Raw genomic sequence first — 12461 nt, 5'->3', positions numbered from 1 at the left:
CGTTCTCCCCCGTTCTCAGTGGTACTCGCGGACGTAGGCGGCCACTGCCGCCTCCAGGCACTTGTCCGAGTCGATCGGCTCGTGCGGTGAGTCGACGAGCGCGCCGGCCTGTTCGGTGGCGACGAGCTCGTAGAAGCGCTCCACGTCGACCTCGGCCCGGCCGATCAGCCGGGCCACCGCGCCGTCCAGGTTGGCCTGGACGCCGCTGCCGTGGTGCAGGGCCTGCTTGGGCCGCCAGGCGATCTGCGGCGGCAGCAGCGCCTCCGCGGCGACCCGCATGTGGCCCTTCTCCCGGTCGCGGTGGCGCATGACCAGCGGATCGGTGTCCAGGGCGGCCTGGATGACGGGCGTGTTCCAGTACATGTGGCGCAGCGTGTAGCCGTACGCCGCGGCCGCCGCGCCGGACAGCTCGCCGGCCGCGGCCGCGTCGGCCAGGCACTGGGCGACGGCGCGCTGCAGGTCGGGCACGGTGCCGGCTTCGGTCCGCAGCCCGGAGTTGATGAAGTCGGCGCCGACGCCGGTCAGTACGGTGCCGGCGGGGATGCCGCCCTGGCGGTAGACCGCGACGAGGTTGACCCCGCCGGCGACCATCTCCCGGTTGGGGACGCCGAGCATCCGGACGGTCTCCGGGATCGCCCGGAGGATGTCCTCCTCGGAGAGCGCCAGATGGCGCACGGGCAGGCCCAGGTGGGCGCCGAGCTCGTCGGCGGCGGCGTACTCGTCGCCCCACGGGGTGCCCAGGGTGGCCAGGTGGTCGAGGATCCCGGCCTGCTGGGCCAGCGCCGCGACGAGCCCGGAGTCCACGCCGCCGGAGACGATGGCGGTCACCGGCCCGGGCGTGCCGGAGGCGGCGATCTCCCGGCGCAGGGTCTCGATCTGCCGGGCGCCGGCCTCGACGGCGCTCTCGCCGGTGATCACGGCGGCCTGCCAACTCTGCGACACCGTCTCGGTGATGGCCGTCGGGCCGCCGTTCGCGGAGCGGGACAGGACGACGGTGCGGCCGCCGCCGATCGCGCGGATCGAGGCGCGGACGGCGCGGATCTGCGCGACGCGGTCGGGTCGGGCGCCCTGCAGGGCGATGGCGCGCGCGGTGAGCTCGGCCAGGTCGGTGCCGATCAGGACGCGGCCGGTGCCCGGCTGCTGCCAGTGGCGCAGGATCGTGGGGTTCTGCCGGCTGGTGCGGACGGTGACCTGCTCACCGGTCCACTCGACGGTGTTGCAGTCGTCCACGCCGCCGGAGGGCAGTGCCTGCCCGCGGCCGAACTCCTCGACCACGAGTCGGCCGGTGTCGGGGAGTTGACCGGCACCGTCGAGCCGGATCACCAGGCCCGCGCGCTCGCTGCGGACGTCCAGAAGGAGCGAGGGAAACGTGTTCATCGTGCCGTCGCCGCTCAGGCGACCGACAGCCGGACCAGCTTGCGCGGCTGGTCGGGGAAGGCGGCACGACCGTGGACGACCTGCAGGTTGTCCTGGACGATCACCTCCCCGACCTGCCACTTGTGCGCGTAGAGCACGCTCGGCTGGTGCAGGACGGTCTTGATCCGGTCGAGCAGGTCGGCGCTCTCCTCGGCGCTGCGGCCCACGATCGCCGCGTCATGCGTGCGCATCGGGTCCTCGGGGTCGGTGAGGCCGATGACCAGCCGCTTCTTGCCGGTGACCGGGTCGTCCTGGATCGGGGCCACCCGGGGGTGGTCGCCATCGGCCCGGTCGCGGTAGTAGCCGGCGATCCGGTTGCGGTACTCGATGGTGACGCCCTGCATGTCCGCCAGCAGATCGGCCGGAGCCTGGGCGAAGAAGGCGTCGTTGCTGGCGATCAGCGTCTCGCCGCCGACCGCGGGCGCCGTCTCGCAGTACATGCCGATGTACCGGACGGCCGGCCCGGCGTTGAAGTTGCCGTCGGTGTGCAGCGGCATCGCGCGGGTGGTGAACTGCAGGTTGTCGGAGCCCTCCTTCGGCTGGAGGTCGAGCTTGGGGCCGAAGCCGTACTCCACGGGTTCGCCCAGCTCGCACATGATGTCGTCGAGGCTGCGGTCGTCGGCGCCGCCCGGCTGGAGGACGACGAACCCGTACTCGTCCAACTTCTTCCGGAAGTCCTGGTGCTGTCCGGCGGGACAGAGCGCGTTGCGGGCGATGTCCCGCATGTCGAGCGAGTTGGCCATTTCCACTCCTAAGCGATCCGAAGCAACGCATGCGCGGCGCACCGACCCGGTGGACGTCCCTGACACCGGAGCGGCGATCCGTGAGCGAGTGAGTGAACGAACGAATGGACAGATGAACCGGCAGTACCGCCGGGGGCAGGGCAACACGGCCTGGCCGCACCGGAGTTCACACGGCGCGAGCAGGAGCGGCGGCGGAGGCGGCAGCCGAGGCCCAGAGGCCTAGGACCTGGGAGTTCTCCCGGACGACGACCCGAACCGTACGCCCGGACACGACACCGACGCTCGTCCCATGATTCCCCCCGTGGTCATTGATGATGAACCGTCAACCAAGATCCGTGAAAAGCGCCCCGTTGTCCCCACGGATCCTCGAATACCCCTGACGGGCAATGCCCCGCCGCGGTCGGGGAGTTGACCCGACCCTTCATACCTGGGGTGCTCTCTCTCCCGCCGGGCGACCGCGCTCGGCAGGATCGATCACCACCGTAAGCGCCCCGATCGCATACCGTCAAGGAACTCATGCACGACATGACGTGCCATCACCTCGGCCGTGGCACAGTCGAAGTGACGCATCCGGCAGCGCACTTGACACAGCCCGCGGACCCGGCCGGGTCACCGCCGCGCAGACCGCCTCCAGGGCCCGCCGCTCGTCCTCCCCGGCCTGCCGGAGCAGCCGGCGGGCGGCATCGAGGAACACCGCGCTCTCCGCGTGCAGGAACTGCAGCGCCCTCATCCGCAGCAGCCCGACCGTGGTCACACCGTCCCGCCCGCAGTCATCTGCCGGGCCAAGGAGCGGATTTCACCGAGCAGGTCGGCCGGCCCGCGGCCGAGGTCCAGCGCGTGCTGGTGGAGGACGATGCCGGCGTGCCGCACCCGGTGGGCGGCGTGCGGGGCGTTGCCCTTGGCGTAGATCAGGTGCCCTTCCCGCAGGTGGAGGGCGGTGCAGTAGGCCAGCATCTGGTAGAGGTCGTCGTCGGGGTAGCCGCCGGACTTCTCGGCCTTGTACTTGGCGTCGGCCACCGCCTGCGGTTCGCCGTCCGGGCCGTACAGGACGAAGTCGGGCTTCATCCGGATCCCGCCCGCCTCGTCGAGGTGGTGCGGATCCTGGAACCGGCAGGTGCGGTCCGTGCCCCGGAACGCCTCGCGCAGGGCGACCGTCACGAAGTCCTCGAAGAGCTTGTTCATGTCGAACAGGAAGCCGTCGATGCGCAGTTCACCGGCCACGTGCCCGGGTGACGATCCGTCGAGGACCACACCGGCCAGCTGGAGGGCGTGCTGGTAGCGGGAGTTGAGCCGGGTGGCGTGCCATTCCGGGAGCTCCTGGCCGCGCACCAACGGGGTGACGTCCGCGAGGCGTACCCGCTGGTGCAGCAGGCGGCGGCGCACGTCCTGGGGTACGCCCGGCAGGCGGAGCAGGCGTTCGACCGCGGCCCGCAGGATGCGGTTCTCCGCGATGTCGGTGGTGAACTCGTCGTACGCGATCTCCACGGGCAGAGCGGCGCCGAACCTGCGGCGTATCTGCTCGGCTTCACGGATCCGGCCCCGGACCACGAGCGCGGACTCCTCGACCGCGGTGTATCCCTGCAGGAGGCCCTGGCGCAGCGCCCGGTCCACCTGGCGCTCCACGGCGTGGGCGAGGGCCGGCAGGAGTTCGTCGTGGTCACCGGCCTCGACGTCGCCGTCCCGCCAGCCGCGCGGGTCGAGGCTGTACCCGATGAGGAAGAACAGGCGGGCGATCGGCACCTTGGGAGTGATCCGCACGGTGACCGGGTCGCCGCCCGGCACCGGCAGGCTCACCGCGCCGACCTTGCTGCCGGCCCGCAGCGTCCAGTGGCCCGTCCGGTACGGATCGGGGGCGGCGGTGTCGAGGATGCGGGAGGCGGCGACGGCGCGGCCGGCGGCGTCCGGGAGGGGAACGGAGACCGCCGGGGCGTGCTCGGTCAGGTGGACGACGGTCACGACTCGGCCGGGGACTGGCCGTCCCACCGGATGTCGCCCGGCTGCACGGCGAACCTGGAGCGCTTCGCGGCCACGTCGGCCTGCAGCGCTTCGAGGCCGTACCGCTTCTCGATGTCGACGCCCTCGCCGTAGTGGTGCTCCTCCAGCAGGGGAAGGATCTTGGTCCGCCAGGTGCGCTCCAGGCCGCCCTCGCGGTAGACACCCGGCTTCATCAGGTACGAGGGCCCGATCCGGAAGTCCGCGTCGTCGATCCGGGCGTTGAGCGCGGCCAGCAGGTCGGCCGGTTCGCCGTCGCGCTCCTGTGCCGCGAGCCAGCGCCGCAGCAGGCCGCTGGTCGGCTCGGTGCGCGGCGACAGTTCGACGAACGCGAACCGGCGCCGCATCGCCGCGTCGACCAGGGCGATGGAGCGGTCGGCGGTGTTCATGGTGCCGATGACGAACAGGTTCGGCGGGAGGGCGAAGTCGTCGCCGGAGTAGGTGAGCCGGACGGCCTTGTTGCGGTACTCCAGGAGGAAGTACAGCTCGCCGAAGACCTTCGCCAGGTTGGCCCGGTTGATCTCGTCGATGATCAGGAAGTGCGGCACGTGCCGGTTGCCCTCGCGGGAGGCGAGGTCGGCGAGTTCGCGCAGCGGGCCGGCGGTGAGGCGGAAGGCGACCTCGCGGGTCTCCGGGTCCTCCTTGGGGCGGAAGCCCTCGAAGAAGTCCTCGTAGGCGTAGGAGGGGTGGAACTGGACGAGCTTGACCTGCTCGGGCCCGCCGCCCAGGAACTCCGCGAGCTTCTGCGCGAGGTACGTCTTGCCGGTCCCCGGAGGGCCGTAGAGGACCAGCTGGCGCTCGTCCCAGAGGAGGTCGCGGACCTCCCGGAGCCATGCCACGTCGTGGACGAGCAGGTCCCGGGCGAGCTCGGGGGTCGGCTCGGGCAGCTCCAACTCCCGCCGGGCGATGAGGATCTCCGCACTCGGGTCACGCTCGGTGGCCTCGGCCTCCTCCGCCAGCTCCTGGTCGCTCACCCCGAGGCCCTTGACCAGGGCCTGTACGGAGGTGAGGTCCACGACGTCGTGCTGCACCGAGAGCCTCTGTTGAAGCTCCTCGGGCAGCTGGGAGTACGGGTACCCCTCGCTCTGCCACTCCACCGGCCGTCGCAGGTTGGACCGCCCGTCCTCCGACGCCGTCTGCTCCACCGGCCCGGTCACCTCGCCCACGTGGAGCCGGCCGCCGGACAGGGTGCACACGGTGTCACCGGGCTTGATCCGGGACAGGAAGGCGTGCAACTCCTCGACCAGGTCCTGCTTCTGGCTGTACGTGGCCGTAGACTCGTAGTCCTCCTGCACGAACGCGCGCAGCCTCTCCTTGCTCTCGCCCTTCTCGACGCCCTGCCGCAGCCGGGACGCGGCCAGCGTGACCAGCCCCTCGGGAAGCCACAGCCCCTGGACGAGGTCGAGGCCCGAGACGTTGGAGCCGCGGACCAGCCAGGCCCGGTTCGGGCCCATCCAGACGCCCGGCATGAACTCCGACAACGGCCGGTCGTCGTCCTCCGTCCGCCACCGCGACCACCCGTTGGCCGCACGGCCCATCAGGATCTCGGCGGCGGCGGACGGCGAGCCGCACTCCACGTCCGCGACCAGTTCGAGGTGCCCGGGCCAGCGCTCGGAGGGCCGCAGCCTCCCGTCCTCGATCAGCTGCGTCCGGAGCCGATGCGAGGACGCGTTCCGCACCGAGAAGGACGGCACCACGCTCCCCCGAGCCGGCGCCCCCGCGTACACCAGGAACTTCTGACTCCCGTTACTGCCCTTCTCCGGCAACAGCCGCCCCCGCGCCACCGGCCCGCCGTTGGGCAACCGCAGCCGAAACTCCTGGTACTCGTCCTGCACGGACAACTCCCGCCCCTCGTCCTCAGAGATCCCGTAGCACCATAGGCCCTACCACTGACAAGAAGGCAGGCGGATCACGAGGTCCGAGGACACCCGCACGGGGAGTGCGCGGCGGTCGGCGGGCGGACGGCGGGTCAGCGTTCCCGGCCGCGCGGCTTCAGGGGTAGTGCGGGGAGGTCCGGAGCAGGCAGTCGGGCCCCGTCGTAGCCGTGCACCTCGCCGAAGCGGGTGCCGGCCGTCCAGTCAGCGCGGGCCCGGGCGATGTCCTCGGTGGTGCGCCCGATGAAGTTCCACCACATGAGGATCTTCTCCTCGAAGGGCTCGCCGCCGAGCAGCAGGACGGCCGCGTCGGTGTGGGCGCGGAGCGGGAGGTGGGGGCGGCCGCAGCCGAGGTAGAGCATGGTGCCGGGCTCGACGGGGACGCCGTCGACGTCGACCCGGCCGGACATGGCGAGGACGGCGTACTCGAAGTCGGGGACGAGCGGGAGCCGCAGGTCGGCGCCCTCGGTGAGGGCGAGGTCGGCGCCGACGAGAGGGGTGTGGGTGGTGCCGGGGGAGGTGGCGGTGTCGAGGGTGCCGAGGATGACGGTGGCGCGCAGGCCGCCGGCGGTGACCACGGGCAGGTCGGGGTGGTGCTCGAAGCGGGGTTCGGTGTGCCGGTGGGCGTTCGGGAGGGCGACCCAGAGCTGGGCGCCGTGCAGGTAGCGGGCGTGCGGGCGCGGGGACTCCTCGGAGTGGGAGATCGCCCGGCCGGAGGTCATCAGGCCCAGTTCGTACGGCCGGACGGTCTGCAGGCTGCCGAGGCTGTCGCGGTGCAGCACCTCGCCCTCGTGCAGCCAGCTGACCGTCTGCAGGCCCATGTGCGGGTGCGGCGGGACCTGCATGCCGGGTTCGTCGGCGATGTCGTCCGGGCCGTAGTGGTCGACGAAGCACCAGGCGCCGACCATTCGGCGGCCCAGGTTGGGGAGCAGTCGGCGGACCACCGTGCTTTCGCCGAGCGGGACGTGACGTGGCGTCAGCAGATCTCGCACCGGGCCGCCGCCGGCCTCGCGGCCGCAGACGGTCGGGGTGGGCTTGAGGTCGAGGTTGCTCATCGCGGTTCCACCACCGTACGAGGAGGGCCGGGCGGGGAGTGAAGGGGTCCGTCACCGATCATGCGCCACGATCGGCGGTTCCTCCACCCACGCCCGGCCGTCCGGCGGTCCTGCCGCGCCGAGGAGACGGGGAGCCGGGAGCCGGCCTCAGTGCTCGCAGGCCCACCAGGCGTCCGCCGAGGCCTTGTCGGCGAGCTCCCGCAGGTTGCGGACGGCCGCCGCCGGGTCCTGCGCCCCGTACACGGCCGAGCCGGCCACGAAGACGTCCGCGCCCGCCTCGGCGCAGCGCTCGACGGTACTGGCAGCCACGCCGCCGTCCACCTGGAGCCAGAGCTCCAGGTCGTGCTTGGCGATCAGCTCCCGGGTGCGGCGGATCTTCGGCAGCATGATGTCCAGGAACGCCTGGCCGCCGAAGCCGGGTTCGACGGTCATGATCAGCACCATGTCGAGCTCGGGCAGCAGGTCCTCGTAGGGCTCGATCGGCGTGCCCGGCTTGAGCGCCATCGAGGCCCGGGCGCCCTTGGCGCGGATCTCGCGGGCGAGCCGGACGGGCGCGGCGGCGGCCTCGACGTGGAAGGTGACGGAGCCGGCGCCGGCCTCGACATACTGGGGGGCCCAGCGGTCCGGGTCCTCGATCATCAGGTGGCAGTCGAGGGGGATGTCGGTGGCGCGGGCCAGCGACTCGACGATCGGGACACCCAGGGTCAGGTTGGGCACGAAGTGGTTGTCCATGACGTCCACGTGCAGCCAGTCGGAACCCCGGACGGCCTCGGCCTCGTCGGCGAGCCGGGCGAAGTCCGCGGACAGGATGCTGGGGTTGATCTGGGCCATGACCGACTACCTTCACATGAGGGCTGGGGCGCCCCGGGATCGGGCACCTCGTCCCATCATCTCGCGCCGCGCAAGCGCCGACCGCCCCACCCCCGGCCCGGCCCGCCACCGCCGCGCCCCGCCGACCCCCGCCCGCCCGGGTCCGCGCGTGACCGTCATCACACCCCGCCCGGGGTTACCGGGCCCCCCGCCGTGGTCATCAGCACTTGAGCGGTCCTCGCACCCGCCCCGCACGGTCCGCGACCCGGGCCGTCCCGGCGCCCGTCGGGCCGTGCCCGTCCAGCCGAGCCCCCGCTCCGTCGGGGAGCTCCGTCCGAGGAAGGTCTGCCGATGACCGATCTCGTCCACCCCGCCCGCGCCCTGTGGTGGCTCTTCGAGCCGGTGCACGCCGTCTCCGGCTTCCAGCCCGAGACCCGCGAGGCCTACGAGGCGGCCGGGCTGCACGGCGCCTGGCGCGGCTACTTCGCCGGGCGCTCGGCGCCGCTGGGCGCGGTGGACGCTCCGCCGGTGATCGCCGCCTTCTTCAACTTCGCCCCGTCGCTGGTCGAGCGCGTACTGCCGGAGGCGTGGACGCACGCCGGCCCGGAGGAGGTGCTGACCGCCCGGCTGAAGGGCGCGGCGGCGACGCTGGCCCGGCTGCTGGAGCACGTGGACCAGGAGCAGGTCGAGCAGGTCACGCAGACCCTGGAGCAGGCCGCGGCGCGGCTGGACTGCGCGGGCCGGGTGCTGGCCGCTGCCAACGCCGCGCTCCCCCGGCCGGCCGGCCTGTACGAACGGCTCTGGCAGGCCGCCACCGTGATGCGGGAGCACCGTGGGGACGGCCATGTCGCCGCCCTGGTGGCGGCCGGGCTGGACGGCTGCGAGGCACTGGTGGTCCGGTGCGCGATGGACATGCGGCGGGAGATGCTGCAGCCGCTGCGCGGGTGGACGGACGCCGAGTGGGAGGCCGCCACGGGGCGGCTGGTGGAGCGCGGCTGGCTGACGGCGCAGGGCGCGGTCACCGAGCTCGGCCGGATCCGTCACCAGGGCCTGGAGGCGGCCACCGACCTGGCCGCCGCCCGGGTCTGGGAGGACTACCCGCGCGCCGAACTCGACCTGCTGGCCGCGGCGTTGAAGCCGATATCGGCGCTCTGTCGCGGCGCACTGCCGGTCAACCCGATGGGGCTGCCGGACAAGATCTGACCGGCAGCCCCGAAGTCCACTGCTACCGGCCGCCGGGCGGGCCGAGCACGATCCCCCGCCCGGCGTAGAACTGCCCGAACGAGCGCCACGGCACCCGCGCGAAGGCCTGCGACTCCCCCGGGAACCCGGACGGGTTGTGGACCAGCAGCGCGGTGTCCGTGGCGCCGACCGCCAGCACCAGGTGCCCGCCGCGCCGCACCGGCTCGGGCCCGCCCGGCTCCCGGATCGACGGGTGCACCGACACCATCACCAGCCGCCCACCGACCACCTCGGCCGCCACCTCCTCGGGCGTCAACTCCGCTTCCTGCGCGGCCAGTCCCCAGCGCCGGCGGACGTACCCGGCGAACGGCGCGTGGATCAGCCCGCGCAGGCTGTCACCGTCCCGCACGTACGCGCCGGCCGCCACGCACTCGCCCGCGAGCGCCATCGCCGTCGGCGTCACGCCCCACCAGTGCTCCAGCGCCATCCGCAGGCAGGCCACCCCGCACAGCCGCCAGGACCACCAGGCGTACTCCTCCGGGCTGGCCGCCCCGGACTGCCCCCAGCGCGGGTCCGCCGCCGCGTCCAGCCGCCCGTCCACGATCTCCCGGACGAGTTCCGCGGACTCCCACTGCGCGCGGTACGGCACCTCGTGCACCACCCGCGCCCCCTGTACGGCGCGGGTCGGCCGCTCCGGCCGGCCCGCCCGCACGCTGCCCTGATCAACCATCCCCCGACGCTCTCACGCGGCGGCGGCCGGACGACTCACGACACTCCCTGGGCGCCGCCCGTGTCCCCCACGGGCTCGCCGACCTGCGCACCGGCGGCGGCCTCCGCACCGGCAGTGGCCTCCGCAGCGGCCGCGACCGGCGCGCCCGCCGCGTTCGGCTCCCCCGCCGCACCCGCCGCACCCGCCGCGGCTTTCCGGCCCGACCGGTACGCCAGGCGCTGCGCCGCACGCCGGCCGCGCTGCTCCACCGGGATCGCGCCGGTGGCGCCGGCCAGGCCGAACGGCGGCATGTCGAAGTAGATCGACTCGTACCCGCCCTCCGGCACGATGTACGTCTCGTGCCAGAGCCCGACGTGCCCGCGGGTCCTGCCCTCCGCCAGCTTGCGGTTGGCGATGCTCCACGCACGGTGGTGGAAGCCGTCCGGCGCGGTCGCGTAGTCGTACAGCTTCTCCTTGGACTCCCAGTACTGGACGACGTAGTAGGTGCGCGGCGAGGCGGTGAGCAGGATGCGGCCGAGCATCCCGCGTTCGGGGCCGCGGCTCAGCTCGTACAGCATCCGGAACATCGCGAACATCACCGGGCCCCACTGGTGCACCGCCCAGAACCGGTTGATCCGCATGCCGATGAGCAGCACCACGGTGTCGCCGCTCGCGGCGGCGGTGGTGAAGCCCGGCAGCGGCTTGACGAACAACGGCATCTGCGCCTCCCCGTACGGCTGATGTAATCGGTGATTACATCAGCGCGCGATACCCCGGTCAAGGCACGCCACAGGCACAATTCGGCTACGGGACAAGCTGGTTGACCGCCATGGACAAGTTGACGGCCATCGCCGGGTCGGCGGCCACACGCCAGCCGGCGTCTACGGCGCAGGCCGGTTGGCGATGCCCTGGCCGAAGCTGTCGAGCACCCGACCGGCCACCTCCTCCGCCTTCTCGGCCGGCAGGTAGCCGTCCACGATCATCTGCGCCAGCCCGTACACCAGCGCCTGCCCCGCCAGCGCGACCAGCGCCGGGTCACCGGGGCGCAGCCGGCCCGCCTCCTGGTCCGCGACGATCAGGTCGGTGAACGCCCGGTCGATCCCGTCCAGTTGCTCGCGCAGCTCGGGCTCCCGGGTGGCCGTGAACACCCGCGAGCGCACCAGCTCGAACCGCTGCGGATGGTGCACCGCGTACCGGACGAACCCCATCCCGATCGCCCGCATCACCGACCTGCCGTCCGGGCCGGCGGCCGCGACCTGCGCCTCCTGCCAGCGGGTGAAGTCCGCCAGCACCCGGTCCGCCAGCGCGGTCAACAGCGCCTGCCGGTCGGCGAAGTGCCGGAACGGCGCCCCCGCCGACACCCCCGCCCGCCGCGCCACCTCCCGGACGCTCACCTTCTCCAGCCCCTGCTCGTCCAACACCTCGAACGCCGCCGTCACCAACGCCTCCGGCAACGCCCCGTGGTGGTAGCCACCCCGTTCTCCGGCGCTTTCCCTGATGTCCCTCATGTCTGTCTTGCTACCACAACCGGCCGGCACCGCCTTCTCCCCGAAGGCGGTGCCGGAGCCGGACGCCGAACCGCACGTTCTACCAGGCGTAGTCCTCCGGGGCGGGCCGGTGCCCGGGGAAGAGCTCGTCGAGGCGGTCGAGGGTCTTCTGGTCGAGCTTCAGGTCGAGCGCCACCAGGGCGGCGTCCAGGTGGGCCGGGGTGCGGGGGCCGATGATCGGGGCGGTGACGGCGGGGCGGGAGAGCAGCCAGGCGAGGGCGAGGTCGGCCGGGTCGACGCCGAGTTCGTCGGCGAAGTCCTCGTAGGCCTGGAGCCGGTCGCGATGCTTGGCGAGGAGTTCGCTCGCGTAGCCCATGGCGCTGCGCGCCCGGGTGCCCTCGCGCTCCTTGCGCAGGACGCCGCCGAGCAGGCCGCTGCGCAGCGGGGACCACGGGATGAGCCCGAGGCCGTAGTGCTGGAGGGCGGGGATGACCTCCAGCTCGATCGCGCGGTCGAGCAGGTTGTAGAGGGACTGCTCGCTGACCAGGCCGAGGAAGTGGCGGGAGCGGGCGGCCTCCTGGGCCTGGGCGATGTGCCAGCCGGCGAAGTTGCTGGAGCCGACGTAGATGATCTTCCCCTGGGCGACCAGGACCTCCATCGCCTGCCAGATCTCTTCCCAGGGCGTGGCCCGGTCGATGTGGTGCATCTGGTAGAGGTCGATGTGGTCGGTCTGCAGGCGGCGCAGGCTGGCCTCGACGGCCCGGCGGATGGCGAGCGCGGAGAGCTTGCCGTCGTTGGGCCAGTCGCTCATGTTCGCGTAGGCCTTGGTGGCGAGGACGGTCCGCTCGCGGCGGCCGCCGCCCTGGGCGAACCAGCGGCCGATGATCTCCTCGGTGCGGCCCTGGAGCCTGCCCTCGCTGTCGCGGCCGTAGGAGTTGGCGGTGTCGAAGAAGTTGATGCCGCGCTCGTGGGCGGTGTCCATGAGGTGGTGGGCGTCGGCCTCTTCGGTGTGCGGGCCGAAGTTCATGGTGCCGAGGCAGAGGCGGGAGACGGTCAGGCCGGTACGGCCGAGGTGGGTGTACTCCATGGGGCCCACCTTCGGCCGCACCGGGCCCGGTGTCCAGCACATTTCACGTCCGGACGGGGCGAACGAGCCGGACGAGCCGGACCAGCCGGACCAGCCGGACCAGCCG

The 12461-nt window shown here is 72.8% G+C and carries 10 protein-coding genes and 1 pseudogene; 1 reads left to right on the top strand and 10 read right to left on the bottom strand.

The annotated features are described in order from the left end of the window. Window positions 1-15 precede the first annotated feature (15 nt). The 6 genes from BX285_RS17185 to rpe all read right to left on the bottom strand — a co-directional run bounded on the left by BX285_RS17185 (window position 16) and on the right by rpe (window position 7911). Window positions 16-1377 (bottom strand): asparagine synthase-related protein, encoded by a 1362-nt coding sequence (locus BX285_RS17185; protein ID WP_121175582.1) that lies wholly within the window; start codon window positions 1375-1377, stop codon window positions 16-18. 14 nt (window positions 1378-1391) lie between these two features. Continuing rightward, complete coding sequence (locus tag BX285_RS17180; protein ID WP_097238780.1) at window positions 1392-2159, bottom strand: TauD/TfdA family dioxygenase; 768 nt, start codon at window positions 2157-2159, stop codon at window positions 1392-1394. A gap of 750 nt (window positions 2160-2909) precedes the next feature. Continuing rightward, complete coding sequence (locus tag BX285_RS17170; RefSeq protein WP_121175580.1) at window positions 2910-4115, bottom strand: McrC family protein; 1206 nt, start codon at window positions 4113-4115, stop codon at window positions 2910-2912. After that, complete coding sequence (locus BX285_RS17165) at window positions 4112-5986, bottom strand: DUF4357 domain-containing protein (RefSeq protein ID WP_121177587.1); 1875 nt, start codon at window positions 5984-5986, stop codon at window positions 4112-4114. The genes BX285_RS17170 and BX285_RS17165 overlap by 4 nt, the downstream gene beginning before the upstream one ends. 134 nt (window positions 5987-6120) lie before the next feature. Further along, a complete protein-coding gene (locus BX285_RS17160; RefSeq protein ID WP_121175579.1) occupies window positions 6121-7080 on the bottom strand; it encodes a pirin family protein in 960 nt (319 codons plus the stop codon). 147 nt (window positions 7081-7227) lie between these two features. Next, complete coding sequence (gene rpe / locus BX285_RS17155) at window positions 7228-7911, bottom strand: ribulose-phosphate 3-epimerase (RefSeq protein WP_097238777.1); 684 nt, start codon at window positions 7909-7911, stop codon at window positions 7228-7230. Window positions 7912-8241: 330 nt separating this feature from the next. On the opposite strand from rpe, the gene BX285_RS17150 reads away from it, so the two are divergent. Further along, window positions 8242-9093, top strand: a complete 852-nt coding sequence (locus tag BX285_RS17150) for an SCO6745 family protein (RefSeq protein ID WP_121175578.1) — start codon at window positions 8242-8244, stop codon at window positions 9091-9093. Window positions 9094-9115: 22 nt separating this feature from the next. On the opposite strand, the gene BX285_RS17145 is transcribed toward BX285_RS17150, so the two are convergent. The 4 genes and pseudogenes from BX285_RS17145 to BX285_RS17130 form a co-directional block, all read right to left on the bottom strand. Continuing rightward, window positions 9116-9802 carry a C39 family peptidase gene (locus BX285_RS17145; protein ID WP_121175577.1) on the bottom strand — a complete coding sequence of 229 codons (687 nt, stop codon included), beginning with the start codon at window positions 9800-9802 and terminating at the stop codon, window positions 9116-9118. A 182-nt stretch (window positions 9803-9984) separates the two neighbouring features. Continuing rightward, window positions 9985-10500, bottom strand: a pseudogene (locus BX285_RS17140) (DUF4188 domain-containing protein); the annotation flags it as partial. A gap of 162 nt (window positions 10501-10662) precedes the next feature. Beyond that, entirely contained in the window at window positions 10663-11289 is a 627-nt protein-coding gene (locus BX285_RS17135) for a TetR/AcrR family transcriptional regulator (protein ID WP_121175576.1), read from the bottom strand. Between the two features lie 79 nt (window positions 11290-11368). Next, window positions 11369-12355: an aldo/keto reductase gene (locus BX285_RS17130; protein ID WP_121177583.1), complete on the bottom strand. Its 987-nt coding sequence runs from the start codon at window positions 12353-12355 to the stop codon at window positions 11369-11371. Between the last annotated feature and the right edge of the window lie 106 nt (window positions 12356-12461).

The organism is Streptomyces sp. 1114.5 (assembly GCF_003635085.1).
GTDB lineage: Bacteria > Actinomycetota > Actinomycetes > Streptomycetales > Streptomycetaceae > Kitasatospora.
Note: the sequence above shows the minus strand (reverse complement) of the source record. Positions and strands in the feature narration are given on the sequence as shown.